Below are 25,937 nucleotides of genomic sequence, written 5' to 3' on the forward strand. Positions count from 1 at the left end.
GCCGAGGCGCGGGCCATCCGCTCTGTGTAGCCGCTGAGACGGAGAACGCAACGCGGCGTGACAGCCCTGGAATCGCCCCTTTTGTCGGGTCCCTGCCGCTCCGAGGGCGCAAGAGGATGGGACCATCATGCCGGATTTGAAGGATCCGGCACGACGGGCTCGAGCTTTGGATTCGCATCGTCTTTGCCCGAAAGCCGGCACCACCTTTCGGGACGATGCTGAAGCGGGACTGCCGGGCCGATGAGGCAGATCGAGCGCTACATCTTTCGGATCGCCCTGGGCGCCACCCTCGCCTGCCTGATCGGGCTGACGGGCACGATCTGGCTGACGCAGGCCCTGCGCGAGCTCGACCTCGTGACCGCCAAGGGCCAGACGCTGCTGGTCTTCCTCTTCGTCACGGGCCTGTCCCTGCCGACCCTCGTGGTGGTGATCGCCCCCGTCGCCCTGTTCATCGGCACGATCTACGCCCTCAACAAGTTGAACGGCGATTCCGAGCTGATCGTCATGTCGGCGGCCGGGATGCCGCCCCGCTCGCTCCTGCGCCCCTTCCTGACCCTTGCGCTGTTCGTCAGCTTCCTGGTGGGATTCCTGGTGGTGGTGGTGATGCCCGCGAGCTTCCAGGAGCTGCGCGACGTGATCACCCGGGTCCGCGGCGACTTCATCGCGAACGTCGTCAAGGAGGGGCAGTTCACCCAGCTCGACAACGGCATCACCTTCCACTTCCGCGAGCGCGGTCCGGGGGGCACCCTGAAGGGGCTGTTCATCCAGGACCGGCGTGAGGCCGGGAAGACGAAGGTCTACCTCGCCGAGCGCGGCAACGCGGCCGACGTCGAGGGACAGAGCTATCTGATCCTGGAGAACGGCAGCGTCCATCAGCAGCAGAAGGATTCCCGCGATTCGTCGATCCTGACCTTCGAGCGCTACACGATCGACCTCGCCGCCTTCGCGCCCCCGGATTCCGACACGATCTACAAGCCCCGGGAGCGATCGACGGCGCAGCTCCTGTTCCCCGACACGACCGAAGGCTACTACAAACTGCAGAAGGGCCGGTTCCGGGCGGAGCTGCACGACCGGCTTTCCGCCTGTCTCTACCCGCTGGCCCTGGTCTTCATCGCCTTCGCGGCGCTGGGCGACCCACGCACGACACGGCAGGGGCGCGGCGTCGCGGTCGCCGGGGCGATCCTCGCCGTGGTGGCCATGCGCATCGGCGGCTTCGCGGCGGTCAGCGCCGCCGCGCGCAGCCCGGCGGCCGTGGGGGCGGTCTACGGCGTGCCGCTTCTGGCGATCGTCCTGTCGAGCCTCCTGATCTTCTTCGGACCGCGGGTGCGCGCATTCAACGCCGCCCTGGCCCGCTTCGTGCGCGGCTTGTTCCGCGGCCCGCGCCTGGCGCCGGCGGCCTGAACCCGATGATGCTGATCGGCCCCACCCTCGGGCGGTATTTCGCCGCCCGGTTCCTCCGCACGGTGCTCGGCGTGTTCGTGACCGTGTTCGCCCTGGTCTACACCCTGGACTTCGTCGAGCTCCTCCGCCGCGCTGGCGAGGCCCAGGGCGCCTCCGCGGGGCTGATGGCGCAGCTCTCGCTCTATCGCACCCCCGCGGTGGCTGAGGGCGTCCTGCCTTTCGCGATCCTGTTCGGCTCCATGGCGGCCCTGCTCCAGCTCTCGCGCAAGCTGGAGCTGGTGGTCGCGCGGGCAGCCGGGATCTCGGCGTGGCAGTTCCTGCAGCCCGGCTTCTTCGTGGCCCTCACCCTCGGTGCGCTGGCCGTCGGCGTCTACAACCCGGTCTCGGCGTTGCTGAAACAGCGCTCCACCGAGATCGAGGCGAAGATCTTCGCCAAATCCACCAAGGCGAGTTCGGGCAAGGACCTCTGGATCCGCCAGAAGGGCCTCGACGGCGAGGCGATCCTCCGCGCCGAGACCGCCATCGAGGGCACGACCACCCTCGCCGGCGTGTCGGTCTTCACCTTCGACGCGGCCGGCAAGTTCGCCGAGCAGCTCGTCGCGGCCCGCGCCACGCTGCACGACGGCTACTGGGAACTCTCCGATGTGCGCGTTCTCACACCGGACACGCCCCCTGAGTCGTTCGACACCTACCTGATCGCCTCGAACCTCGACCCCGCACAGGTGCGTCAGGGGTTCACGCCCCCCGAATCTGTGCCTTTCTGGCAACTTCCCACAACGATCGCGCGGACCGAGCGGGCCGGTTTGGACGCCACCCGATACCGGCTCCAGTACGATGTCCTGTGGGCAAGGCCGGTGCTGTTCGTGGCCATGGTCATCGTCGCCGCAACCGTTTCCTTACGGTTCTTCCGCTTTGGTGGTGTCGGAAAACTCGTGCTCGGTGGCGTCGCGGCCGGCTTCGCTCTCTACGTGGTCCGACAGGTCATGGAGGGGCTCGGGGCGTCCGGACTCGTCGCCGCACCGGTGGCGGCCTGGTTCCCGGCCGTGGTAGGCAGTCTTCTCGGTACGCTCACGCTTCTGTACCAGGAAGACGGCTGACTTCCGCGAGCCTTCGCGGGACGGGAGACGGGTGTTGAGGTTGGTGGCGGCAGACGTCACAGGGGTTGGGACGCGCGTTGCGTAAGGTCGCCGACATCCTGCGGAAGGCTGGTTTCCGAGCTGTGCTGGCGCTCGCCGCGCCGCTGGCGGGGGGCCTGTCCGCCCATGCCCAGGGCCTGCCCGCCGTGACGGCCGGCAAGCCCGGCGACAAGCTCCTCGTCGAGGCCGACGAGCTGATCTACGACAACGACCACGGCACCGTGACGGCGCGGGGCAACGCCGAGCTGCATTACGGGCCCCGGACCCTGCAGGCCGACCGCGTGCGCTACGATCGGACTTCCGGCCGGGTCTTCGCCGAGGGCAATGTCCGCCTCACCGAGGCCGATGGCGGCGTCGTGACCGGCGCGCGCATGGAGCTCACCGACGACTTCAAGACCGGCTTCGTGGATGCCTTCCGCGGCCAGCAGACCGTCCAGCGCAAGTTCGAGACCGTGCGCACCCGGTTCTCTGCGCCCCGGGCCGAGCGCCTGAACGGCGAGCAGACGAGCTTCGAGTCCGGCAGCTACACGGCCTGCGAGCCGTGCAAGGACAACCCTGAGACGCCGCCGCTGTGGCAGATCAAGGCGAAGAAGATCATCCACGACAACGAGACCCACACGGTCTACTTCGACGACTCGACGCTCGAGATCGCCGGGATCCCGGTGGCCTACCTGCCGTATTTCGAGGCGCCGGATCCGACGGTGAAGCGCAAAACCGGCTTCCTGACGCCGCGCTTCATCACGACGACCGCCCTCGGCAACGGCGTGTCGCTTCCCTACTTCATCAATCTGGCGCCGAACTACGATCTGACGGTGACGCCGACGCTGCTCAGCCGGCAGGGCCTGCTCGCGCAGGGCGAGTTCCGCCAGCGGATCGACAACGGCTTCTACAACATCCGCCTTTCGGGCATCTCGCAGACGACGCCCTCGGCCTTCCTGCCGAGCCCCCTCGGCGCCGGCGAGCGCGATTTCCGCGGCTCGGTGGAGTCGCAGGGCCGGTTCTACATCAACCCGCGCTGGCGTACGGGCTGGGACCTCGTCGGCGTCACCGACAAGTGGTTCCTCGACAATTACCGGATCCGCAACCAGAACATCACCACGGACTATTTCCGTGAGGCGACCTCGACGGCGTACCTGATCGGCCAGGGCGACCGCTCGTGGTTCGAGGCGCGGGGCTACTACTTCAAGGGCCTGTCGAGCTTCGACTGGCAGAAGCAGCAGCCGATCGTCGCCCCGGTCATCGACTACGACAAGCGGGTCAACGGTCCCTCGGAGATCGGCGGCGAGGTGCGCTTCCAGGCGAACATCACCAGCCTGACCCGCGAGACCACGCAGTACCAGGGCCTGCCGCGGACCTCGAGCTACCTGTTCTCGCCGAGCGTCAACGGCGTCAGCTTCCCGCTCTACCAGACCTGCACGGTCTTCCAGCGCGGCCTCTGCGCGATCGACGGGCTCGCCGGCACCAACACCCGCGCCTCCGCGGAGCTATCCTGGCGCCGCAGCTTCATCGACGACTGGGGCCAGAAGTTCACGCCGTTCGCGTATCTGCGCACCGACGCGTTCTTCACCAATCCGAGCTTCTCCGGCTACCAGAACGATCTCGCGCCGCAGGTGGCGAAGATCGACGACGGCTTCGCCGGCCGGGTCATGCCGGCGATCGGCCTCGATTACCGCTACCCGTTCGTCGCCAATTTCGGCGCGCTCGGCGTCCACACCCTGGAGCCGATCGGCCAGATCATCGCGCGCCCGTCGGAGACCCGGATCGGCCGCCTGCCGAACGAGGACGCGCAGAGCCTCGTCTTCGACGACACGTCGCTGTTCGAATGGGACAAGTTCTCGGGCTACGACCGGGTCGAAGGCGGCGTGCGCACCAATCTCGGCGGCCAGTACTCCGTCGTGACCCCGTCGGGCTGGTACGCGAACGTGCTGTTCGGCGAGTCGATCCAGCTCGCGGGCGTCAACTCGTTCCGTCGCGGCGACATCGCCAATACCGGCCTGGATTCCGGGCTCGAGACGCAGCGATCGGACTTCGTCGGCCGGTTCCAGGTCTCGCCGAACCAGAACATCACGTTCATCAGCCGTGCCCGGTTCAACCAGGCCGACTTCCACGTGGCGCGGTTCGAGACCGGCGTCACGGCACGGTTCGCGCCGTTCGCGCCGCTGACGCTGTCGGCCTTCTATTCCTACTACGAGGCGCAGCCGCTGCTCGGCTACAGCCATTACCGTGAAGGCGTCACGGCGTCCGCGACCTACAACATCACGCCGAACTGGTTCGTGTCGGGCTCGCTGCTCGTCGACCTCACGCACTACCTGGACGTGCGCAACACCTATACGGATGCCCTGAGCTCCTATCTGGCGAACCCGATCGGAACCGTGCCGATCTACCAGAACCCGGGGCGCTTCTATCTCTCGGGGGCGAGCTTCGGCGGCGGCTATCAGGACGAATGCACCACCGTCTCGCTGAACTACATCAATTCCCCGATCGCGACGGCCACCGGCGTCCGCGAGCGCAACCAGACCGTCCTGCTGCGGGTCGAACTCAAGACGCTGGGTGAGGCGGATCTGCGCCAGAACGTCGGCACCGCCACCACCGCGGACGGCATCGCCTCGGTGCGGTAAAGTCCCGCTCTCCGCGTCTGTGGGCCTCGGGAGCCACTATCCGTGGACCCGCGCTCCCCGGCGGCTCGGACCCGTGGCGCCGAGGATGCGCCCGCGGCCCGCCGGCGCTATAGACCGCCCATGCCGCCCCTCGCCCTCACCCTCGGAGATCCTGCCGGCATCGGTCCGGAGCTGGCGCTCAGCGCGTGGCTCGGACGGGGCGGCACGGAGCCGCTGCCGCCGTTCTTCCTCGTGGCCGATCCGGACTTCGTCGAGCGCCTCGCCCACCGCCTCGGCCGCCCCGTTCCGGTGGCCGAGGTCGATCCCGAGACCGCCGCCGAGGTGTTCCCGCGCGCCCTCCCGGTGGTGTCGCTGCCGAGCGGCGCCCGCGTCGCCGCCGAGCCGGGCGTGCCCGATTCCGTCAATGCCGGCGCGACCATCGAGTCGATCACGGCGGCGGTGGCGTTCGTGAAGGCCGGACGCGCGAGCGCGGTGGTCACCAACCCCATCGCCAAGTTCGTGCTGACCCGGACGGGGTTCGCCCATCCGGGCCACACCGAGTTCCTGGCCGCCCTCTCGGTCCCGCCCGGCCAGACGCCGCCCAGGCCTGTGATGATGATCTGGAGCCCGGAGCTCTCGGTGGTTCCGGTGACGATCCACGTGCCGCTGAAGGACGTGCCGGCTCTCCTCACCCAGGACCTCGTCGAGGAGACCGCCTTGATCGTCGCCCGGGACCTGCGCGACCGGTTCGGTCTGCCGGAGCCGCGCCTCGTCCTCGCGGGCCTCAACCCGCATGCGGGCGAGGCTGGGACGATCGGCCATGAAGACCGCGACGTCCTCGCCCCCGCGGTGGCGCGGCTGCGGGCACAGGGCATCGACATCCGCGGGCCGCTCCCGGCCGACACCCTGTTCCACGCCCGCGCCCGGACCACCTACGACGTCGCCCTCGCGCCCACGCACGATCAGGCCCTGATCCCGATAAAGACCATCGCGTTCGACGACGGCGTGAACGTCACCCTCGGCCTGCCCTTCGTGCGGACCTCACCGGACCACGGCACGGCCTTCGATATCGCCGGTCAGGGCATCGCCCGGCCCGACAGCCTCGTGGCGGCTTTGCGCCTCGCCGATCGGCTGGCCGCCAACGCGGCGCTGCGAAGCAGTCCGTTGGGCGGTGCCGAAATCATCCCGTTCAGCGTCTATGCCGGGCGGCCGCGATCCCCGGGCGCCCACCACTTCGACGCCGAGGACGAGCTGTGAGAGAGCCATCATGAGCGCAGGGGACGGTCTTCCGCCGCTGCGCGACGTCGTTGCCCGCCACGGCCTGGAGCCGAAGAAGGCGCTCGGCCAGAACTTCCTGTACGACCTCAACCTGACCGGGCGGATCGCCCGGGCAGCGGGTCCCCTCGCGGGTGTGACCGTGGTGGAGGTCGGCCCCGGTCCGGGCGGCCTGACGCGCGCGCTCCTCGCCGAGGGCGCCGCCCGCGTCGTGGCGATCGAGCGCGACCCGCGCGCCCTGCCGGCGCTCGCCGAGATCGCCGCCCATTATCCGGGACGCCTCGAGGTGGTCGACGCCGACGCCCTCGCCTTCGATCCGCGGCCGCTGGTGGGCGATGGTCCCGCCCGGATCGTCGCCAACCTGCCCTACAATGTCGGCACGGCGCTGCTCACCGGCTGGCTCGACGGTGAAGCCTGGCCGCCCTGGTGGGATCAGGCCGTGCTGATGTTCCAGCGGGAAGTCGCCGAGCGCATCGTCGCCAGTCCCGAGGAGCGGGCCGATTACGGCCGGCTCGGCGTGCTCTGCGGCTGGCGGACCGAGGCCGAGATCCTGTTCGACGTCAGCCCTTCGGCGTTCGTGCCGCCACCAAAGGTGACGTCGAGCGTGGTGCGGCTTGTGCCGCGGGCGGAGCCCTTGCCCTGCCGCGCCGGTGCGCTGGAAGCCGTCACCCGCGCGGCCTTCGGCCAACGCCGGAAGATGCTGCGTCAGAGCCTCAAGGCGTTGACGCCCGAGCCCGGCATCCTGCTGGCCGCGGCCGGGCTCGTCGAGACGGCGCGGGCCGAGGAAATCCCGGTGGCAGGCTTCGTCGATCTGGCGAACCGGTGGGACGCGCACAGAAAAGCCGACACCGCGGGGGCGGCGCCGGCTTGAAAGCCTGCACGGGGGCTCCGGCCCGGAGGCCGGAGCGCGGCGCAATCAGCGGGTCTGCTGGATCGCCGAGAGCACCCAGCCGCGCCCGGGCTGGCGCAGGAAGGTCCAGAGCTCCGTCGCCTCGGACGTATCCGTCGAGACGACGCGGCCGCTGGCCCGCTCCACCATCACGTCCTTGAGGGCGTAGCGCATCGCCACGGTGGCGTAGTCGGTGCGATCCTCACCCCAGGCTTCCGCAAGGTCGCCCTGCAGCAGCTTCACGTCCGAGATCGTGTTCACCACGCCGCGGGCCGCGTTGTTGCGCAGCTCCTCATCGAAGTAGCCGACCATCTCGGGCGTCGACAGGTTGCCCAGCGTCACCCGATCCTCGCGGGAATAGGCATCCTGAACGTCGCCGAGCAGCCGCTCGAACGCCTGATAGTCGGCCGGGCCGATCTGGACCGGGCGTGTCTGCGGCGGCCGCTGGCCACCGCCGAACCTGCCGGCGGCGGGGCCGGCCGGAGCACCGCCCATCGGGCCGCGCGCGCCGGGCTCGTCGTTGAGCGACGAGCGGGCATAGGGGGCACCGGCGCCGGCCGGCTCGTTCCGGCGGCGGAAGAAGCGCAGGGCCAGCATCACCACGAGCACGACGAGCCCGACCTGGAACAGGAGGCCGATCATCGAGGCGAGGCCACCGAGGCCGCCGAAGAAGCCGCCGCCGAGGAGTGCGCCGATCAGGCCGGCACCCAGCAGGCCCGCGAAGAAGCCGCCGCCGAACCGCCGGCCGGGCGCGGCCGGAGCCTGCATGCCGGGGCTGCCCATGCCGGGGGACGGCGCGGTCTGCGAACGCTGCATGGTCATGCCGCCACCCGGGGCCGTCGGCGTGGCCGAGGGGGCCGTGTAGGTGCGCGAGCCACGGGATCCGAACGATCCGCCGCCGCCCGGACGGGCTTCCACGACGGGCGCCGCGACGGTCAGCGCAGCGGCCAGCGCCAGGAGGGCGGCCACACGCCGGCGGCGCGAAATCTCAGTAAACATGTACACGCCTCAGAGGACGAGAACCGAAGAGCGCGGAGCGCCAGTGACGATATGGGAACGGCCCGGCTCGGGTTTTAGTCCTGCCCGACGGCGCCGGGATGACGTTTTCCACGGGAGCGCCCCCCGTCCATGGACGCGGAGAACGGCGATCCGGTCGAGCCGGGCACGCCGAACGCCCGCTGCCCGGGGTTGCGTTGCGCCGCGCGTCGGACCCGGCGGCTCAGTGGAGAGTGCGCTCGGGAGCCGCCGGAAAGACGAGGCGCACCTGGGTCCCCTCCCCGCTGCGGCTGTCGAGGGTGATGGTGCCGTTCTGGCGCTTCATCAGCCCATGCACGATCGCGAGGCCCGCGCCGCGCCCCGCCTCGTGACTGGTCTGAAACGGCGCCAGGGCCCGGGTGAGCATCTCGGGCGACATGCCCAGCCCCGTATCCCCGACCGCGATCCCGACGCTGCCGAGGCCCGGCTGCTGCAAGGACCGGTCGCCAGGATCGATCCGGAAGGTCGACAGAGTCAGCGTTCCCCCGGACGGCATGGCCTCGCAGGCATTGGCGACGAGATGCCGCAGGGCGAACTCGATCTGCGTCGGATTGCTGATCGCCCGGGGCAGGCCAGGCGTCGCCGCGACGGTGAGACGGATGCCGGGCGGCAGATCGGGCTCGAGGCGGCCTGCGAGATCCGCCACGATCGCGTCGAGGTCCACCGCCCGGACGTCGGGCGCGATGCGTCGGGAATAGGCCAACAGGTGCCGGGTCAGGATCGCCGCCCGCTCGGTGGCGTCGGCTGAGCGGGCGATCGCCCGCTGGATGAACGGCTCCTGCCGGTCTCCGAGGCGACGTTTCAGCCCGTCGATGTAGCCGATCAGGATCTGCAGGAAGTTGTTGAACTCGTGCGCCACGCTGTTGGTCAGCAGCCCCAGTGCCTCGCGCTGGCGGGAGAGGGCGAGCGCCCCCTCGGCCTCGCGGCGCGCCGTGACGTCGAGGATCTGGCCGATGCGGTTGCGGGTGCCGGGAAGCGGCGCCGTGTCCAGATGGGCCCAGAAGGTGGTCCCGTCCGCGCGTGCGGCCAGGAATTCCTGACTCGCGGGGCCGACGGGATCGAACGCCGTCGTGCGATGGGCCAACATGAGGTCCAGACCCTGCGCGGCGAGCCGCTCGGCCGGATACCCGGCGAGATGCTCCAGGGCCGGGTTGGCGTGGAGGACACGGCCCTGCGGATCGAGCAGGAGGCTGGGCGTCGGCAGCGCGTCGAGGAGCGAGCGGGCCTCGCCGCCGAGCGGCTCCCCCCTGCCCGCACTGTGATCCGTCCCGGGCTGCACCATGCTGCGTTCGCGCTCAGCGGATGCGGAATGTCCGCGACGGGTCAGCGATAGCGATGAACGGCGTCATGGCCAAGCGCCGGCCGCCGTGAGCACCGTCTACTGGCGCACCCACATGACCCGCGCCATCCAGGCGATCTCGCCGAGATTCAGGACCCGGTCCTCGTGTTCGGGGTTCAGGGAGGCCAGCTCCACGGTCCGGGCCGTGCGCCGCTTCAGCTCCTTGGCCAGGACCTCGCCGCCATGCAGGCGGACCACGACGCGGTCGCCCTTGCGGACGCTGGCCGTGGGCGACACGATCAGCACGTCGCCGTCCCGGAACAGCGGCAGCATGGAATCGCCCTGGATCTCCAGCGCGAAGGCCCGCTCCTCGCCGAGATCCGGAAACTCGATCTCCTCCCAGCCCGCGCCGCCGGTGGGCATGCCCTCGTCGGTGAACAGGCGTCCGGCGCCGGCCTGCGTCAGGCCGATCAGCGGAACCATGGTGCGGGCGGGAATCTCCCGCGCCTCGATGAGCCGCAGGAACTCGTCGAGGCTCGATCCTGTCGCAGCCAGGACCTTGGACACCGATTCCGTGGAGGGCCAGCGCTTGCGGCCGTCGGCGCCCACGCGCTTCGAGCGGTTGAAGCTCGTGGCGTCGAGGCCGGCGCGGCGGGCGAGCCCGGAGGCCGAGTAGCCGTGGCGCTCGGCGAGCCGGTCGATGGCGTTCCAGATCTGCTCGTGCGACAGCATCGCGGACTCGGAGGCTCACCCTCAGCGGGCCGGCACCCCCGTCTCACCAGCCGGGATCCGGCTGCCTCGGGGGCACGGAGACGGTTTGTCCGCCGGGTCCGTTCAAAACCCGCCGGGTACGCGCGGAGATACTTGACAATTTACTTTCCGGATCCGCTCTGCCGGTCCGGACAGGGCTGTGTGACGTCCAGCCTAGTTGTAGGAAAGTAGAACTACGGGCGTCAGATTGCAATCGCTCCTCGAATCGGCAGAGCGCATCGGTGTTGCCGCCGGCGCCCGGCGCCTCTATCGACGCGTCGGTTCCGGGGAGCTTCGATGCCGCTCATCTACAAGATCTGTCCGCGTGCCCTGTGGCGCGAGGCCGAGGCCGCGGGCCAATTCACGGGGGCGCCGATCGACCGCCAGGACGGCTTCATCCATTTCTCGACGGCCGCCCAGGTCGCCGAGACGGCCGCCCGACACTTCGCCGGACAGGACGACCTGCTCCTCGTTGCGGTCGAGGCCGAGGCGCTCGACGACGGCCTGCGCTACGAGCCCTCCCGGGGGGGCGACCTGTTCCCGCACCTCTACGGTCCGCTGCCGCTCTCGGCCGTGGTCGCGGTGGACGAAATGCCGCTGGACGGCGACGGGCGGCACGCATTTCCGGCCGGGATCCTGCCGGCATGATCGACGCCGCCTTCCCGCTCGTCCGGCCGCTCCTCCATCGCCTTGACGCGGAGCGCGCGCACGACCTGACGCTGCACGCCCTGGCGCTCCTTCCGGCGGCTGGCCCGCCGACGGACGACCCGCGGCTCGCCGTCGACCTGCTCGGGCGCCGCTTCCCCAACCCGGTCGGCCTCGCCGCCGGCTTCGACAAGGGCGCGCGCGTTCCCGACGCGTTGCTGAGCCTCGGCTTCGGCTTCGTCGAGGTGGGCGGGGTGGTGCCGCGACCGCAGCCCGGCAACCCGCGGCCGCGGGTGTTCCGCCTGACCGCCGACCGGGCGGTGATCAACCGCTTCGGCCTCAACAGCGAGGGGGTGTCGGTGGTGGCCGGCCGGTTGCGTGTCCGGAAAGGCCGCTCCGGGATCGTCGGCGTCAACATCGGCGCCAACAAGGAGTCCACCGACCGCCTCGCCGACTACGCGGCCTGCACTGCCGCCCTCGCGCCGCTGGTCGATTTCGTCACCGTCAATGTCTCCTCGCCCAACACCCCGGGCCTGCGCGACCTCCAGGGCGAGGCCTTCCTCGACGAACTGCTCGCCCGGACGGTCGAGGCCCGCGACGCGGCGGGTGCCGACGCGGCGATCCTCCTGAAGATCGCCCCCGACATGGCGTTGGACGCCCTCGACGCGGTCTGCGCAACGGCGCAACGGCGCGGCGTCCAGGCCCTCGTCGTGTCCAACACCACCGTGGCCCGTCCGGCGAGCCTCCGCGAGCAGGGGCTCGCCCGGGAGACCGGCGGGCTGTCGGGCCGGCCGCTCTTCGGCCCGGCGACCCGGATGCTGGCCCAGACGCGCCTGCGGGTCGGAGACACGATTCCGCTGATCGGCGTCGGCGGCGTGGATTCGGCGGAGGCCGCCTGGGCCAAGATCCGGGCCGGGGCCAGTCTCGTGCAGCTCTACTCCGCGCTCGTGTACGAGGGCCCGGGACTGGTCGGGCGCATCAAGGCGGGCCTGCTGGCGCAGATGGACCGGGCCGGCGTCACCAGCCTCGCCACGGTGGTCGGACGGGACGCCGCGGAACTCGCCCGCACCGCGTGAGAGGGGACGCGCCAGTTTAGAAAGGCTTTGCGGAGTGGGAGCTTAGCCTGTGCCCCATGCATGAGGGGCCTGCGCCCGCACGCCATTGTGAGGGACCTGGAGAGCCGCTTATCTCGCGTCTGCGAGACACGTCGCGTCAGCCAATCCAGGACGGTTCATGGCCCAATCTGAAGGGTCTTCCAAGCGCTCATCCGCCGCCGGCGGCTGGGGTGCTCTGAAGAGCTGCGGCAAGCACCTGCTCGGCAGCCGCGCGCCCCTCACCGGCGCCCGCGCGCTGTTGAAGGCCAACCAGCCCGACGGGTTCGACTGCCCCGGCTGCGCCTGGGGCGACCCGGAGCACGGCTCGTCCTTCGAGTTCTGCGAGAACGGCGTGAAGGCGGTCTCCTGGGAGGCCACCGACAAGCGCACGAAGCCGTCCTTCTTCGCCAAGCACACGCTGACCGAGCTGCGGGACTGGAGCGACTACGCCCTCGAGGGCCAGGGCCGCCTGACGCATCCGATGCGCTACGACGCGGCGAGCGACCGCTACCTGCCGGTGAGCTGGGACGCGGCCTTCGCGGAGATCGGCGCGACCCTGCGCGGGCTCGACCATCCGGACCAGGCCGAGTTCTACACCTCGGGCCGCGCCTCCAACGAGGCCGCCTACCTGTACCAGCTCTTCGCCCGGGCCTACGGGACCAACAATTTCCCCGACTGCTCGAACATGTGCCACGAGGCGAGCGGCGTGGCGCTGATCGATGCGATCGGCATCGGCAAGGGCACGGTCCTGCTGGAGGATTTCGAGAAGGCGGACGCGATCTTCTGCGTCGGCCAGAATCCCGGGACCAACCATCCGCGGATGCTCGGCGACCTGCGCCGGGCGGCCGAGCGCGGCGCCCAGGTCGTGGTGCTCAACCCGGTGCGCGAGCGCGGCCTGGAGCGGTTCGCCGATCCGCAGAACACCGTCGAGATGCTCCGCGGCTCGAGCCGCCCCATCGCCAGCCACTATCTGCAGCCGCGCTCGGGCGGCGACATGGCGGCCTTCCGGGGCATCGCCAAGATCGTGTTCGCCCGCGACGCCGAGGCCCTGGCGGCCGGCCGGCCGTCGCTCCTCGACCAGGCCTTCCTGGAGCACCACACCGCCGGTCTCGACGCCTATCGGTCGGCCGTTGAGGCGACCTCCTGGGACGCGATCCTCGACCAGTCCGGCCTCACGATGGACGAGATCGCCGCCATGGCGGACGTCTATCTCGGCGCGCAGCGGGTCATCGCCACCTGGGCGATGGGCGTGACCCAGCATCGGCACTCGGTGGCGACGATCCGGGAGATCGCCAACCTCCTGTTCCTGCGCGGCCATATCGGCCGCCCCGGCGCGGGCCTGTGCCCGGTCCGGGGCCACTCGAACGTTCAGGGCGACCGCACGGTCGGCATCAACGAGCGCCCCTCCGCGTCCTTCCTGGACGCCCTGGAGCAGCATTTCGGCCTCGCCATGCCGCGCCGGCACGGCCACAACGTGCTCGCGGCGATCCGCGCCATGCGGGACGGCACGTCCAAGGCCTTCATCGGGCTCGGCGGCAACTTCCTGCGGGCGACGCCCGACACGCCGGTGGTGGCGCAGGCGCTGGCGTCGTGCCGGCTCACCGTCCACATCGCCACGAAACTCAACCACGCCCATCTGGTGCCCGGCGCGGTCGGCTACCTGCTGCCCTGCCTCGGCCGCACCGAGATCGACCGGACCGAAGAGGGCAAGATCCAGATCGTGACCGTCGAAGATTCGATGAGCATGGTCCACGGGTCGGGCGGCATCAACAAGCCGGCCTCGAAGGAGCTGCGGTCCGAGATCGCCATCATCGCCGGGATGGCGCAGGCGACACTCGGCGCCTCCGCCATCGACTGGGCCGGCTTCGCCGCGGATTACGACCGGATCCGCGAGGCGATCGCCGCCACGATCCCGGGCTTCACCGGCTACAACACCCGCGTGCGCAAGCCCCGCGGCTTCATGCTGCGCAACCTCGCCGCCGAGCGGGTGTTCGAGACGGCCACCGGCCGGGCCAATTTCTCGGCGGATGCCCTGCCGGCCGAAACCGAACATCAGGCCGCCCGGAAGGCCCGCGACACGTTCGTGCTGCAGACGTTCCGCAGCCACGACCAGTACAACACCACGATCTACGGGATGGATGACCGCTACCGCGGCGTCTACGGCGAGCGCCGCGTCCTGTTCGCCCATCCGGACGACCTCGCGGCGATCCGCGACCGGCTCGGCGAGCGCGTCGACATCGTGGGCACGCACGACGACGGCATCACCCGCCGCGCGGAGAATTTCCGCCTCGTGCCCTTCGACATGCCGCGGGGATCGCTGGCCGGCTACTATCCGGAGCTGAACGTGCTGGTGCCCCTGTCGACCTTCGGCGAGAAGAGCGACACGCCGACCTCCAAGTCCGTGCTGGTGACCCTGCAGGCGCCCGTGGCCGCGTGAGCCAGGGCCCCGACGAGGCGGCGTTCGTCGCCGCCCTCGACCGGGTTTCGGCCGCTCATCCCGGCCTCGACCCGCTGTCGGCGGGTCTCCTGGCGGCGCTGGATCTCGGCCTGCCGGGCGACAGCCGCGCCTTCGCCCGCACCTTCGGGGTGGAGCACGCCCTCGTGCTGCGGTCGCTGGTCGGCCTGGAGGAGGCGGGGCTCGTCGTGGTCACGGCGCGCGATGGGCGCACCCAGCGGACGCGCTACGAATCCGCCGGGTGCGCCACGTGATGAACAAGCGCGGACCTGTCATCACGAGGGTCGCGCGATGACCCAGGCCCGCGCGACACGGCAGAGGGTGGCGCTGCGGGCTGGAAGACGGTTCAGAACCCCTTCGCCTTGATCGCCTCGGCCCAGGTGACTGCCCGGCGGTTCACGCCGAGGTGCTGCCGCTCGTAGAGCCGACCCTCCAGCTTGATCGCGCCGCGCTTGGCATATTCCGGGCGCTCGAACGCCTCGATCACCAGCTTGGCCCGGCGCACCTCCTCCTCGGTGGGGGCGAAGGACGTGTTGGCGGGCTCCAGCTGCGTCGGGTGGATCAGCGTCTTGCCGTCGAAGCCCAGGTCGCGGGCCTGACGGCACTCTTCGCGACAGCCTTCGGTATCGGCGATGTCGTTGTACACGCCATCGAGGATGGCCAAGCCCTCCGACCGGGCCGCGGCCAGCGCCATCATCATCCAGGGCAGCATCGGCACGCGGCCGGGCACGATCTTGGCCCAGGTGTCCTTGGCGAGGTCGTTGGTGCCCAGCACAAGGCAGGTCAGGCGGTTGCGCGGATCGCGCTTGGCCCGTGCGATCTCCTGGATGTTGAGGATCGAGGCCGGCGTCTCGATCATCGCCCAGATCGCGATGCCCTCCGGGGCGTCGAGGGATTCGAGCCGGTCGGCGATGCTCTCCAGCACCGCCGGCGACGAGACCTTCGGCATCAGGATCGCGTCGGGCTTGGCTTCGATGGCGGCGTGGAGATCGGCCTCACCCCAGGGGGTCTGCGGGGCGTTGACCCGGATGATCAGCTCGCGGCTGCCGTAAGCGCCGCTCTTCACGGCGGCGCAGACCTGCTCCCGGGCGATCTCCTTTTCCTCCGGACCGACGGCATCCTCGAGGTCGAGAATGATGCTGTCCACCGGCAGGGTCTTGGCCTTGTCGAGCGCCCGCTGGTTCGAGCCGGGCATGTAGAGCACGCTCCGGCGCAGGCGCAGATCGGTCGTCGTGGCCATCGGCTTCTCCCTCCTGGGCCGTCGCGCGGCCTCCTGTCGTTGCACTGCACCCTAAAGCACGAAACCGGCCGCGCCACACCCTGACGATCGGGGCCGGTGAGTTCCCGGGCGGTTTGATACCGCGGCCTCTCTGCGCAGATCGAAGCCGCGGTTTGGTCATGTTCCGCCGCTTAAAGGCCGGACGAAACCAATTCTTGGAACCCGGAAACTCGACGATGCGCAAAGTCTTGGTCACCCTGGCCTTGCTCGGGACATTGGCGGCACCCGAGGCGGCCCGGGCCCAGAGCCGGACCACCCTCGGCGTCGGCTCCGGCGCGGTCGCGGGGGCGCTGGTCGGCGGGCCGATCGGTGCCGTCGCGGGCGCCGTGGTCGGCGGCTTCGTGGGGAACTCGACGGAGCGCGGGCGCCGCCATGTCCGCCGGGGCCGCCGCTACGGCTCCGCGGCGCCGCGCCGGTCCTACCCGCGTCGGGCGGAGGCCGTCATGCCGCGCACCACGGGCACCGTCGCCCGCGCCGCGCCGTCCGCCCAGCCCACCACCTGGAAGGATCCGCGCTAGCAGGCCGCTCGCCTCGCACGGACGCGGAATCCGCCTAGGCCGCCTGTTCGCATGCGGATGACGCTGGTTCCCGGAACGTGTCCCGGGCGAGGCCCGGGAAGGCGATCGCCTGTCCGAGGCCCCGGGCGCCCAGGAAGCTCACGAAGGCGAGCCACAGCCCGGTATTGCCGAGGCCCAGGCTCTCGACCAGCACGAGGATCGCGCAATAGGCGGCGAGCGCGCACGCCATCAGGTTGCGCATCGCCCGGGTCCAGGTCGCGCCGATGTAGATCCCGTCATACGCGAAGGGCGCAGCGGCGGCGAGCGGCGCCAGGGCCGCGAGGACGAGGTAGGAGCGCGCCGCCTCGCGCACCGGCCCGTTCGTCGTTACGGCATCGATGAAGGCCGCGCCGCCCGCCAGCGACAGCAGGCTGACCGCGAGCCCGAAGCCGAGGCACCAGCGCAGGCACAGGGTGGCGGCCGCATCGAATGCGTCCGCGTCCCGGGCGCCCACCGCCTGGCCGCAGAGGGTCTCGGCCGCCGTGGCGAAGCCGTCGAGGAAGAACCCGCCGATCAGGAAAAGATTCCACAGGACCGAGTTCGCCGCCAGCACCACGTCGCCCTGCCGGGCGCCCAGCGCCGAGAACAGCACGATGCCGGTGATCAGGGCGAGCGTCCGCAGGATCACGTCGCCGTTGACGCTGAGCGTCCGGCGGAGCGCCGTGGCGTCGCGGAGATCGCGCAGCGGCACCCGGAACGGCCGCGCGCCGAGGCGCGCCAGGAGGACCAGCCCGAGGCCGAGCCCGAGCGCCTCGGCGCCCAGCGTCGCCAGCGCCGCCCCGGCGAGCCCGAGGCCGAAGCCCAGGACCAGGGTGAGCGTCAGCGCGACATTGGTCAGGTTGATCGCGACCTGCAGCAGCAGGCCGAGATCGGTGCGCCCGCGCCCCAGGACCGAGCCGAGCACGCCGTAGCTCGCCAGCACGAAGGGCGCGGACAGGATGCGGATGTGGAAATAGGTCGCAAGGCCCGCAATCACGGCCTCGCTCGCTCCGCTGATCCGGAAGGCGAGCTGGGCGAGCGGCCCCTGCAGGACCACCAGGACGAGGCCGATCAGGGCGCCCGCCGCCAGCGCCCGTGCGAGGATGCGGTCGACCTCCGGCTCGTCTTGTCCGCCGACCGCCTGCGCGGTCAGGCCGGCGGTCGCCATGCGAAGCGCCCCGAACGACCAGAAGATCGCGTCGAAGATCACCGCGCCGAGGGCGATGGCGCCGAGCAGCGCCGCGTCGCCGAGCCGGCCGATCACCGCCGCCCCGACGAAGCCGAGCATCGGCGTCGTGACGTTGGCGACCGTCATCGGCAGCGCCAGAGCCAGGACGCGGCGGTTCGTCGGGCGGCCGGGGCTGGCGGCGTGCATCAGGCCTCACGCTGGTAAGCTGCGCCGTCCGCGCAAAGCCGGAGGAGGGCATCGGCGGGTCAGGCTCCCAGGCTCCGCTCCGCGGCGCCGGGATGACGGGCCTGACCGTGCCGGTCGGCCTCGAATTCGGTCAGCGCGAGACGGCGAAGAGGCGCGCGATCAGCCAGAGCGGCACGACCACGATCGCCCCGGCGAGGATCCAGCCGCCGAAATCGTGGAGCGAGGCGAGCCCGACATCGATCAGCGCCCGCGCCGAATCATAGACGTGCCAGAACAGCCGCCCGGGCGTGAGGCCGAGCATCGACATGAAGGCGCCGACCAGCACCGACAGGAACAGCAGGCGCAGGAACACGCCGGCGGGCGAGCCGCCGAGGAAGCGCCGGAGCGCCGAGGGTCGCGACCGGTAGGTCTCCGCCCCGTAGGGGGCGTTCGGCGGCGCGCCCTGCTGATAGCCTTGCCGGCGCCGGTCGTGATCGACGAGCATTGCGTCCTCGTGAAGCCTCAGGGCCTTCGGATCGGCGACGAAGCGGGCGGAACCGTGGCCGGCGCACCACACCGCGTCGAAACCGGAACGCGGATCGGGCGTTGGCGGGTTTCTCCTGCGCCGTGCAGATGGCAAGCGGCGACGCGCACGCCAAGATGCAGGGCCAAGATGCAGGACGGGGTGGGGCACGACGCCGGGTTGTCGCAGCGCCCCCTCGACCAAAGGGAGAACTCCCGGGATATGGGAGTGTTGTGAGAGGCTCGAGTGCCGACGGGACCATACGCACGATGATCGACCACGCCCTGTTCGACCCGGCGACGATCGATCCCGAGACGATCCGGATCAACGCCGAGATCGTGGCGGCGCATGCCGCCCTGCCCGATCCCTGGTCGCTGCCGATCGCCGAAGTCCGCGAGCGCCGCCGCCTGGGCACCAAGGCGGCGCCGGCCATGCCGCACAGCGCCCGGGCGGAGTGGCTGACGATCGACGGGCCCGGTGGTCCTCTCAAGCTCCGCGTGGTCCGGCCCAAGCCCGGTACGAAGCTGCGCGGCGCCTATCTGCACATCCATCGCGGCGGCTGGGTCTGGGGCTCCGCCGACGAGCAGGATCCCTGGCTGGAGCGGATCGCCGACACCTGCGGCTTCGTCGCCCTCTCGGTGGAGTACCGGCTCGCCCCGGAGCATCCCTATCCGGCGGCGCTGCACGATTGCGAGGCCGCGGCCCTCTGGCTGGCCGGCCCCGGCAAGGTCGAGTTCGGCATTCACGCCCTGACGATCGGGGGCGAGTCGGTGGGCGCGCACCTCGCCGTGATGGTGCTGCTGCGGCTGCGCGACAAGCACAACCTGCCGCGGGCCTTCCGGGGCGCCAACCTGAATGCCGGCTTCTTCGACCTCGGCCTCACCCCATCGGTCCGGAACTGGGGCGAGGAGCGGCTCGTTGTGAACACCCGCGACCTGACCAAGTTCGCCGACGGCTATGTCCGCGAGGGCATCGACCGGCGTCGGCCGGACGTGTCGCCGATCTATGCCGACTTGAAGGGGCTGCCGCCGGCCCTGTTCACCATCGGCACTGCCGATCCCCTCCTCGACGACACGCTGTACATGTCGGCGCGCTGGGCGGCGGCCGGCAATGGCGGCCACACCGCGGTCTATCCCGGCGGGTGTCACGTGTTCGCCCGCTATCCGAGCCCGATGAGCGAGAGGGCCCTGGAACTGATCGACCGTTTCCTGATGGCGCTCGCCTGAGCGACCTGTCCGAGGTCCTTCCGGAGCGGTTCCAGGCCTGGTTCGCGGCCCGCGGCTGGGCGCCCAGGCCGCACCAGCTCGATCTCCTGCGGATCGCCGGCGCCGGCCGGTCGGCCCTCCTCGTGGCGCCGACCGGGGCCGGCAAGACGCTGGCCGGCTTCCTGCCCAGCCTCGTCGCCCTCGCTGAGCGCGGGACGCAGAAGCTGAAGCCGGCGGGGCTCCACACCCTCTACGTCTCGCCGCTCAAGGCGCTGGCGGTGGACATCGCCCGAAACCTCGACGCGCCGATCGCCGAGATGGGGTTGCCGGTGCGCGTCGAGACCCGCACCGGCGATACCCCTGCGCACAAGCGCACCCGTCAGATCAGCCGTCCGCCCGACATCCTGCTGACCACGCCCGAGCAGCTGGCGCTGCTGATCGCCCACCGCGAGGCGGCCGAGTTTTTCTCCGGATTGCGGTGCGTGGTGCTGGACGAGTTGCACGCGCTGGTGACGTCCAAGCGCGGCGACCTGCTGGCGCTGGCGCTGGCGCGTCTGCATCGCCTGAGCCCGGGGCTCGCGGCGATCGGGCTGTCCGCGACGGTGCGCGAGCCGGATGAGCTGCGGAAATATCTGGTGCCGCAGGGGCCGCTTCCCTTCCCCCCGTCTGCGGGTGCGCCTCCCACTTTGCACGACGAAACGGCCGACACGGTTGTGGGACCGGGCGTGGGTCCCCTCTCCCGAGCGGGAGAGGGTGAAGAACGAGAACTCACAGAACCTGACTCGACCGCGACGCCCGGCGCCGACGTGCCTGATCCTGAGACTCCTCGTCCCTCACCCCAGCCCTCTCCCGCTCGGGAGAGGGGGCAGGTCGCGCCCCCCATGGCCGATCTCGTCACGGTGGCGGGCGGCGCGAAGGCGGATCTGCGCATGCTCGATCTCGGCCGGGCGCTGCCGATCTCCGGCCACACCGCGTGGCACTCGATGCCGGCCATCTACGAGCTCATCAAGGAGCACCGGACCACGCTGGTCTTCGTGAACACCCGGCTTCAGGCCGAGTACACCTTCCAGGAGCTGTGGCGGCTCAACGAGGACGCGCTGCCGATCGCGATCCATCATGGCTCGCTGGACGCGCAGCAGCGCCGCCGGGTCGAGGCCGCCATGGCGGCGGGTCAGCTGCGGGCGATCGTCTGCACCGCGACCCTCGATCTCGGCATCGACTGGGGCGACGTCGATCTCGTGGTCAATGTCGGTGCGCCGAAGGGCGCGAGCCGGATCATGCAGCGGATCGGCCGGGCCAACCACCGCATGGACGAGCCCTCGAAGGCCTATCTCGTCCCGGGCAACCGCTTCGAGATGCTGGAGTGCCAGGCGGCGCTCGACGCCGTCGAGGAAGCCGCGCAGGACACCCCCGATGCCCGCCAGGGCGCCCTCGACGTCCTCGCCCAGCACGTGCTCGGCATGGCCTGCGCCGACGCCTTCGACCCGGTCGATCTCTACGACGAGATCGTCTCGGCGGTGCCTTATGCCGGGCTCACCTGGGAAGCTTTCGAGCAGGTGGTCGATTACGTCGCCACCGGGGGCTACGCGCTGCGCGCCTACGAACGCTTCGCCAAGATCCTGCGCGGCCCGGACGGGCTCTGGCGCGTGCGCGACGCCCGCACCGCGCAGGCCTACCGGATGAATGTCGGCACCATCGTGGAGGCGGCGCGGGTCAGGGTTCGTCTGGGCCGGACCCTGCGCGGCAAGCCCGGCACGGTCCTGCCGAAATCCGGCCGGGTGCTCGGCGAGATCGAGGATGAGTTCGCCGAGACGCTGACCGTCGGCGACACCTTCCTGTTCGCGGGCGAGACCCTCCGCTTCGAGGGCCTCGCCGAGGACGAGTGCCTCGTGACCCGCGCACCGCCCGGCACCGACCCGGCGATCCCGTCCTACGCGGGCGCGAAATTCCCGCTCTCGACCTTCCTCGCCGCCCGGGTCCGGGCACTCATCGCCGACCCGTTCGCGTGGGATCGCCTGCCCAAGCAGATCGGCGAGTATCTGGTCCAGCAGCGCCGCCGCTCGGTCCTGCCGGGTGAGCGCGATCTGCTCGTAGAGACGTTCCCGCGGGGCAAACGCTACTATCTGACCGCCTTCCCATTCGAGGGCCGCCTCGCGCACCAGACGCTCGGCATGCTGCTCACCCGCCGGCTGGAGCGCGACGGCCTGCGGCCGCTGGGCTTCGCGGCCAACGATTACGGCATCGCGATCTGGACGACCCGCGACGTTTCCGAACGCGCCGCCCGCGATCCCGACTTCATCGGCGACCTCTTCGCGGTCGACATGCTCGGCGACGATCTGGAGGCGTGGCTCGACGAATCGGCCATGATGAAGCGCACCTTCCGGCAATGCGCCGTCATCGCCGGGCTGATCGAGCGCCACCATCCGGGGCAGAAGAAATCCGGCCGGCAGGTCACGATCTCGACCGATCTGATCTACGACGTACTGCGCAAGCACCAGCCCGACCACCTCCTGCTGCGGGCGGCGCGGCAGGATGCGGCAACCGGACTCCTCGACGTGAGGCGCCTCGGCATGATGCTAGAGCGCATCCAGGGGCGAATCATCCACAGGTCTCTCGACCGGGTCTCGCCGCTCTCCGTATCCGTGATGCTCGAGATCGGGCGCGAGCGGGTCTACGGCGAGGGCGCCGACGAGATCCTGGCCGAGGCCGAGGCGGAGCTTCTCCAAGAGGCTCTGTCCTGACCGTCGATCCGCCCTCCCCCGACGACACCGAGGATGCGATCTTGGCGGCCGGCCTGAGACTCGAGAAGACTCACAAGCACCCCACCCTGATGCTCGCGGGCGAGACCCTGGTGCTCGATCTCTGCGGCGGCCTCTGGCTGCCGGAGCACCGGACGCTGATCGTGTCCGACCTCCACCTGGAGAAGGGCTCGTCCTACGCGGCCCGATCCGGCCAGTTCCTGCCGCCCTACGACACCCGCGAGACGCTCGCCTGCCTCCACGAGGCGGTGGCGCGTCACGAGCCCGCCCGCGTGGTCGCCCTGGGCGACTCCTTCCACGACGCCCGCGGGCCCGAGCGCATGGAGCCGGGCGACCGCGCCTTGGTGGCGGCGCTGCAGGAGGGCCGGGACTGGGTCTGGATCGCCGGCAACCACGATGCGGCCGTGAACGAAGGCGTCGGCGGGCGCTACGCCGACGCGCTGACCCTCGGCGGCCTCGTCCTGCGCCACGAGCCGAGCCCGGAGCCCGTTCCCGGCGAGATCGCCGGCCATCTCCATCCCTGCGGGAAGGTCGCGATGCGGGGGCGGGCCGTCCGCCGCCGCTGCTTCGTCACGGATGGCACGCGGCTGGTGATGCCGGCCTTCGGCGCCTATGCGGGCGGGCTGAACGTGCGCGACAAGGCCATCGAGGGCTTGTTCCCGAAGGGATTCACCGCCCACCTCCTCGGCGACGGCCGGGTCTTCGCCATCGGCCGGGCGCAGCTCGCCCGGGACTGAGCGCGCCCGTCATCCCGCGCACGTTCGCGCGGCGCGTCGTCTCGATGCGCCGCGCCGACGGGATCGCCTCGCTTCGTTCGGCAGGACGGCGCCGCGGCGAGGCGCCCGGTCTGATCCGGCCTCAGGCCGTCTTCATGAACCGGGTCACGCTGTCCGACAGGCTTGCCGAGTGGCCCGCGAGGCTCTCGGCGACATCCTGGACGGCCCGGGCGAGCTGACCGGTGGCATTGGCGGCCTCGGAAACACCGCCGATATTGCCCGCCATCTCGTGGGTGGAGACCGCCTGCTCCTCGACGGCGCTCGCCATCGCCAGGGTCAGCTTGGACAACTCGCCCACCGCCGCGGTGATCATCTCGATCGCTCCCACCGCCTCGCCGGTGGCGCTCTGGATCGCCGAGACCTGCTGTGTGATCTCGCCAGTCGCCTTGGCGGTCTGCTCTGCGAGCGCCTTGACCTCGGAGGCCACCACCGCGAAGCCGCGGCCGGCGGCCCCCGCCCGCGCCGCCTCGATGGTCGCATTCAGCGCCAGGAGATTGGTCTGGTCGGCGATCGACTTGATCATGCTGACCACCGCGTCGACCTTGCGGGCATTCTCGGCGAGCTGGCGCATGGTCGCGTCCGTGGTCCCGGCCTGCGCGGCGATCTGCTGCGCGCGCTCCGAGACGCGCCCGACCTGACCGGAAATCTCCTGGATCGCGCCGTTCATCTGCTCGGAATTTGCCGCGACCGACGAGGCCTTGTGCCGTGCGGATTCGGCGGACTGCATCAGCCCTTCGGCCGAGTTCTGCATCTCCTGGATGGCCGAGCCCACCGCCTCGACCACCCGCTTGACGTCGGTCTCCATGTTCACCTGCGCGGTGACCACGGCCCAGGTCAGCATCGGCCCGAGATACTGACCCTTCTCGTCGTTCACGGCCGTGACGCGCAGGTTTAGGGTCTCGGGTCCGACCTTGATCTTGGTGGAGTGCGGCAGCCGGCTCGCATCCGCCAGCATGGTGCGCTGGTGGCTCGGATTCTTGTGGAAGATGTCGAACGACCGGCCGAGCATGTCGTCGACTTTCACCGGCAGATGCTGGTCGATCGTCCCGAGGGTCCGGCGCGAGGTGGCGTTCATATAGTCGATCTTGAAGTCGTTCTTGAGGTCGGCCGTCATGACGGCCACCGGAACGTTGTCGATCATGGTCAGGAGCCGGTTGATCTCCTTCTTCTTGGCGGAGATGTCCGAGGCGAACTTGACCACCTTCACGGGCCGGCCACGGGCGTCGAGGACGGGATTGTATGTCGCCTCCAGCCAGACCGAGTTGCCGTCCTTGTCCAGGCGGAGGAACTCGCCGGTGACGTACTCGCCCGTCTTCAGCTTGTCCCAGAATTCCGTATACTTTGCGGTCTCGGCATAGGCCCTATCTACGAAGAGACGGTGGTGCCGGTTCTGAATATCCGGCAGATCATACTTCATCAGCTTCAAGAAATTCTTGTTCGCATGGACGACGTTTCCGTCCATCGAAAACTCGATGATCGCGAGCGAACGATCCAGGGCATCGATCTTGGCCTGGGCTTCGTTGAAAGTCGTACGGTTGAACATTTCGACACTCGCATTCCTCGCCCGCGGGTATCGCATCGCAGCGTTAATGAACTCTTTCTTGCTGCGTTATGCTGGTCTCCGTTTGGCGGTAGGCAATCGAAGACTTTTGATCGCGATGACGGAGTGCCTTCGAGGTCGGGGTAGACGATTTCAGCGCTATTAACACTTGGCGAGACGCTTTTTGTGCTGTTAAAACAGTCTGAATATCAGAACCAACCGCGCATTCGAAAGTATACTATAGGCGCTATGGCGCTGAAAAGGATCAGGCCGAGCGCGTAGGGATAGCCGAGAGTCCAGTCCAGCTCCGGCATATGCTTGAAGTTCATGCCGTAGATCGACGCGATCAACGTCGGCGGGACGCCGACCACCGAGACGACGGTGAGCACCCGGAAGACGTTGTTCTGCTCGATGGTGATGAGGCCGAGGGCCGCGTCGAGCAGGAACTGCACGTTCTCAGCGAGGCGCGTCTCGAACTCGTCGAGGGATTCGATGTCCCGCTTGATCGTCTCGAAGCGCGCGTCCTCCGGCAGGCCGATGCCGTCGCAGGCTGCGGCGACGAACGGCACGATCCGTTCGAGCCCGAGCAGGCTGGCGCGGATCTTCCCCAGAACCTTTCCGCGGTTGCTGATGCCCCGCAGGATCCGGCGCAGGGCGAGGTCGCGGCGCCGGGGCGGCGGGCTCTCCAGGCGCCGCCGCTCGGCACCGCGGACGTCGAAGTCGAAGATCCGGGTCGAGAGAGTGTCGAGTTCCGATCCCATGTCCTCCAGGGCGTCCGCGAGGCTGTCGACCAGCTCCTCCAGGACGACGAGGAAGATCTCGCTCGGGGTCGTGCTGCCATCGCCCTCCGCGATGCGCTTCGCGGAGGAGTCGAAGGCGCGCAGGTCGTGAAAGCGGATGGTGACGAAGTGGTCCTTGGTCAGCAGGAAGCCCAGCGGCTTCACCTGCGACGCGCTCTGCTCGAAGGTGATCATCGGCGTCGAGAGCGACAGGCCGCCCTTCACCCGGCGCAGGCGACTCGACGTCTCGACCTCCGACAGCGCCGCCCGGGACGGCACGCGCAGACCTGTCGCCGCCTCGACCGCTTTGGCTTCCTCCGGGCTCGGGTCGTTCAGGTCGAGCCATACCGTATGGCGCGCGATCGGGCTGCCGGGTTGCAACGCCACCGGGCCTTCGGGTCCGTGCAGGCTCAACATGACGGCGCATTATCCATGGGGCGAGAAGGAAGGCCGCCGGCGCGTCATCGCACCGTCGCGCGGGGGTGCGACAGCCTTGACTCGGAACCGCAGCGAGCCTATCTCGCCGCCGTCTTTGGCACTCGCCGAGACAGAGTGCTAACAGTCGAGTTCGCGAGCGGTCCCGCCGGCCGCATCAACGCCAACTCCAGACCTGAAGCAAGAGGGCAGCTC

Annotated in this window: 21 protein-coding genes; 13 read left to right on the top strand and 8 right to left on the bottom strand. The window is 70.0% G+C overall.

Annotated elements, in window-relative coordinates; all coding sequences use genetic code 11:
- Positions 1–240: 240 nt before the first annotated feature.
- From lptF to rsmA, 5 genes are all read left to right on the top strand, one after another.
- The gene (gene lptF, locus GGQ91_RS11520; RefSeq protein WP_182591983.1) at positions 241–1,401 is read left to right on the top strand and encodes an LPS export ABC transporter permease LptF; all 1,161 of its coding nucleotides are present in this window, start codon (positions 241–243) and stop codon (positions 1,399–1,401) included.
- 8 nt (positions 1,402–1,409) lie between these two features.
- Positions 1,410–2,498 (top strand): LPS export ABC transporter permease LptG, encoded by a 1,089-nt coding sequence (gene lptG / locus GGQ91_RS11525; RefSeq protein WP_043760753.1) that lies wholly within the window; start codon positions 1,410–1,412, stop codon positions 2,496–2,498.
- A gap of 77 nt (positions 2,499–2,575) precedes the next feature.
- Positions 2,576–5,155, top strand: a complete 2,580-nt coding sequence (locus tag GGQ91_RS11530) for an LPS-assembly protein LptD (RefSeq protein WP_051976088.1) — start codon at positions 2,576–2,578, stop codon at positions 5,153–5,155.
- 120 nt (positions 5,156–5,275) lie between these two features.
- Positions 5,276–6,391 carry a 4-hydroxythreonine-4-phosphate dehydrogenase PdxA gene (gene pdxA / locus GGQ91_RS11535; RefSeq protein ID WP_053610019.1) on the top strand — a complete coding sequence of 372 codons (1,116 nt, stop codon included), beginning with the start codon at positions 5,276–5,278 and terminating at the stop codon, positions 6,389–6,391.
- A gap of 10 nt (positions 6,392–6,401) precedes the next feature.
- Positions 6,402–7,280: a 16S rRNA (adenine(1518)-N(6)/adenine(1519)-N(6))-dimethyltransferase RsmA gene (rsmA, locus tag GGQ91_RS11540; protein ID WP_182591984.1), complete on the top strand. Its 879-nt coding sequence runs from the start codon at positions 6,402–6,404 to the stop codon at positions 7,278–7,280.
- A 45-nt stretch (positions 7,281–7,325) separates the two neighbouring features.
- Here the strand turns inward: rsmA and GGQ91_RS11545 are convergent, their stop codons facing one another.
- From GGQ91_RS11545 to GGQ91_RS11555, 3 genes are all read right to left on the bottom strand, one after another.
- On the bottom strand, positions 7,326–8,297 hold the full coding sequence (locus GGQ91_RS11545) for a TIM44-like domain-containing protein (RefSeq protein ID WP_182591985.1): 972 nt from the start codon (positions 8,295–8,297) through the stop codon (positions 7,326–7,328).
- Between the two features lie 220 nt (positions 8,298–8,517).
- Positions 8,518–9,615, bottom strand: a complete 1,098-nt coding sequence (locus GGQ91_RS11550; RefSeq protein ID WP_182591986.1) for a two-component system sensor histidine kinase NtrB — start codon at positions 9,613–9,615, stop codon at positions 8,518–8,520.
- 96 nt (positions 9,616–9,711) lie between these two features.
- A complete protein-coding gene (locus tag GGQ91_RS11555) occupies positions 9,712–10,344 on the bottom strand; it encodes a S24 family peptidase (protein ID WP_043355978.1) in 633 nt (210 codons plus the stop codon).
- Positions 10,345–10,659: 315 nt separating this feature from the next.
- Here GGQ91_RS11555 and GGQ91_RS11560 point away from each other — a divergent pair, with 315 nt between their 5' ends.
- The 4 genes from GGQ91_RS11560 to GGQ91_RS11575 all read left to right on the top strand — a co-directional run bounded on the left by GGQ91_RS11560 (position 10,660) and on the right by GGQ91_RS11575 (position 14,810).
- A complete protein-coding gene (locus GGQ91_RS11560) occupies positions 10,660–11,010 on the top strand; it encodes a DUF952 domain-containing protein (protein WP_043383220.1) in 351 nt (116 codons plus the stop codon).
- Positions 11,007–12,083, top strand: a complete 1,077-nt coding sequence (locus GGQ91_RS11565) for a quinone-dependent dihydroorotate dehydrogenase (protein WP_182591987.1) — start codon at positions 11,007–11,009, stop codon at positions 12,081–12,083. The genes GGQ91_RS11560 and GGQ91_RS11565 overlap by 4 nt, the downstream gene beginning before the upstream one ends.
- A gap of 157 nt (positions 12,084–12,240) precedes the next feature.
- A complete protein-coding gene (locus GGQ91_RS11570; RefSeq protein ID WP_043383213.1) occupies positions 12,241–14,538 on the top strand; it encodes an FdhF/YdeP family oxidoreductase in 2,298 nt (765 codons plus the stop codon).
- Positions 14,535–14,810 carry a hypothetical protein gene (locus GGQ91_RS11575; RefSeq protein WP_043351746.1) on the top strand — a complete coding sequence of 92 codons (276 nt, stop codon included), beginning with the start codon at positions 14,535–14,537 and terminating at the stop codon, positions 14,808–14,810. The genes GGQ91_RS11570 and GGQ91_RS11575 overlap by 4 nt, the downstream gene beginning before the upstream one ends.
- A gap of 92 nt (positions 14,811–14,902) precedes the next feature.
- Here GGQ91_RS11575 and GGQ91_RS11580 read toward each other — a convergent pair whose 3' ends face one another.
- Positions 14,903–15,796 (bottom strand): HpcH/HpaI aldolase/citrate lyase family protein, encoded by an 894-nt coding sequence (locus tag GGQ91_RS11580; RefSeq protein ID WP_043383208.1) that lies wholly within the window; start codon positions 15,794–15,796, stop codon positions 14,903–14,905.
- A gap of 215 nt (positions 15,797–16,011) precedes the next feature.
- Between GGQ91_RS11580 and GGQ91_RS11585 the strand changes: the two genes are divergently transcribed.
- Positions 16,012–16,353, top strand: coding sequence for a hypothetical protein (locus GGQ91_RS11585; protein ID WP_043383204.1), 342 nt, complete (start codon positions 16,012–16,014; stop codon positions 16,351–16,353).
- Positions 16,354–16,387: 34 nt separating this feature from the next.
- Here GGQ91_RS11585 and GGQ91_RS11590 read toward each other — a convergent pair whose 3' ends face one another.
- Both GGQ91_RS11590 and GGQ91_RS11595 read right to left on the bottom strand, forming a co-directional pair.
- Positions 16,388–17,746, bottom strand: a complete 1,359-nt coding sequence (locus GGQ91_RS11590) for an MATE family efflux transporter (RefSeq protein ID WP_246410649.1) — start codon at positions 17,744–17,746, stop codon at positions 16,388–16,390.
- 130 nt (positions 17,747–17,876) lie between these two features.
- Complete coding sequence (locus GGQ91_RS11595; RefSeq protein ID WP_043351744.1) at positions 17,877–18,230, bottom strand: DUF6460 domain-containing protein; 354 nt, start codon at positions 18,228–18,230, stop codon at positions 17,877–17,879.
- A gap of 287 nt (positions 18,231–18,517) precedes the next feature.
- Between GGQ91_RS11595 and GGQ91_RS11600 the strand changes: the two genes are divergently transcribed.
- The 3 genes from GGQ91_RS11600 (at position 18,518) to pdeM (ending at position 22,949) form a co-directional block, all read left to right on the top strand.
- Positions 18,518–19,474 carry an alpha/beta hydrolase gene (locus GGQ91_RS11600; protein ID WP_043383200.1) on the top strand — a complete coding sequence of 319 codons (957 nt, stop codon included), beginning with the start codon at positions 18,518–18,520 and terminating at the stop codon, positions 19,472–19,474.
- A 122-nt stretch (positions 19,475–19,596) separates the two neighbouring features.
- On the top strand, positions 19,597–22,194 hold the full coding sequence (locus GGQ91_RS11605) for a DEAD/DEAH box helicase (RefSeq protein ID WP_403091163.1): 2,598 nt from the start codon (positions 19,597–19,599) through the stop codon (positions 22,192–22,194).
- A 41-nt stretch (positions 22,195–22,235) separates the two neighbouring features.
- Positions 22,236–22,949 carry a ligase-associated DNA damage response endonuclease PdeM gene (pdeM, locus tag GGQ91_RS11610; RefSeq protein ID WP_043351737.1) on the top strand — a complete coding sequence of 238 codons (714 nt, stop codon included), beginning with the start codon at positions 22,236–22,238 and terminating at the stop codon, positions 22,947–22,949.
- A gap of 121 nt (positions 22,950–23,070) precedes the next feature.
- Here pdeM and GGQ91_RS11615 read toward each other — a convergent pair whose 3' ends face one another.
- Positions 23,071–24,531, bottom strand: a complete 1,461-nt coding sequence (locus tag GGQ91_RS11615; protein WP_182591988.1) for a methyl-accepting chemotaxis protein — start codon at positions 24,529–24,531, stop codon at positions 23,071–23,073.
- A gap of 206 nt (positions 24,532–24,737) precedes the next feature.
- A complete protein-coding gene (locus GGQ91_RS11620; RefSeq protein WP_043351732.1) occupies positions 24,738–25,724 on the bottom strand; it encodes a CorA family divalent cation transporter in 987 nt (328 codons plus the stop codon).
- Between the last annotated feature and the right edge of the window lie 213 nt (positions 25,725–25,937).

Origin of the sequence: Methylobacterium fujisawaense (assembly GCF_014138435.1) — a bacterium.
Taxonomy (GTDB): domain Bacteria; phylum Pseudomonadota; class Alphaproteobacteria; order Rhizobiales; family Beijerinckiaceae; genus Methylobacterium; species Methylobacterium fujisawaense.

What these genes read in the sequence shown, in the direction of transcription:
- GGQ91_RS11555 (WP_043355978.1), bottom strand. Translation starts at nt 10,344, where the DNA reads ATGCTGTCGCACGAGCAGATCTGGAACGCCATCGACCGGCTCGCCGAG.
- GGQ91_RS11545 (WP_182591985.1), bottom strand. Translation starts at nt 8,297, where the DNA reads ATGTTTACTGAGATTTCGCGCCGCCGGCGTGTGGCCGCCCTCCTGGCG.
- GGQ91_RS11550 (WP_182591986.1), bottom strand. Translation starts at nt 9,615, where the DNA reads ATGGTGCAGCCCGGGACGGATCACAGTGCGGGCAGGGGGGAGCCGCTC.
- lptG (WP_043760753.1), top strand. Translation starts at nt 1,410, where the DNA reads ATGCTGATCGGCCCCACCCTCGGGCGGTATTTCGCCGCCCGGTTCCTC.
- GGQ91_RS11600 (WP_043383200.1), top strand. Translation starts at nt 18,518, where the DNA reads ATGATCGACCACGCCCTGTTCGACCCGGCGACGATCGATCCCGAGACG.
- GGQ91_RS11620 (WP_043351732.1), bottom strand. Translation starts at nt 25,724, where the DNA reads ATGTTGAGCCTGCACGGACCCGAAGGCCCGGTGGCGTTGCAACCCGGC.
- GGQ91_RS11580 (WP_043383208.1), bottom strand. Translation starts at nt 15,796, where the DNA reads ATGGCCACGACGACCGATCTGCGCCTGCGCCGGAGCGTGCTCTACATG.
- rsmA (WP_182591984.1), top strand. Translation starts at nt 6,402, where the DNA reads ATGAGCGCAGGGGACGGTCTTCCGCCGCTGCGCGACGTCGTTGCCCGC.
- GGQ91_RS11585 (WP_043383204.1), top strand. Translation starts at nt 16,012, where the DNA reads ATGCGCAAAGTCTTGGTCACCCTGGCCTTGCTCGGGACATTGGCGGCA.
- GGQ91_RS11565 (WP_182591987.1), top strand. Translation starts at nt 11,007, where the DNA reads ATGATCGACGCCGCCTTCCCGCTCGTCCGGCCGCTCCTCCATCGCCTT.
- GGQ91_RS11590 (WP_246410649.1), bottom strand. Translation starts at nt 17,746, where the DNA reads ATGCACGCCGCCAGCCCCGGCCGCCCGACGAACCGCCGCGTCCTGGCT.
- GGQ91_RS11595 (WP_043351744.1), bottom strand. Translation starts at nt 18,230, where the DNA reads ATGCTCGTCGATCACGACCGGCGCCGGCAAGGCTATCAGCAGGGCGCG.
- GGQ91_RS11615 (WP_182591988.1), bottom strand. Translation starts at nt 24,531, where the DNA reads ATGTTCAACCGTACGACTTTCAACGAAGCCCAGGCCAAGATCGATGCC.
- GGQ91_RS11570 (WP_043383213.1), top strand. Translation starts at nt 12,241, where the DNA reads ATGGCCCAATCTGAAGGGTCTTCCAAGCGCTCATCCGCCGCCGGCGGC.
- GGQ91_RS11560 (WP_043383220.1), top strand. Translation starts at nt 10,660, where the DNA reads ATGCCGCTCATCTACAAGATCTGTCCGCGTGCCCTGTGGCGCGAGGCC.
- lptF (WP_182591983.1), top strand. Translation starts at nt 241, where the DNA reads ATGAGGCAGATCGAGCGCTACATCTTTCGGATCGCCCTGGGCGCCACC.
- pdxA (WP_053610019.1), top strand. Translation starts at nt 5,276, where the DNA reads ATGCCGCCCCTCGCCCTCACCCTCGGAGATCCTGCCGGCATCGGTCCG.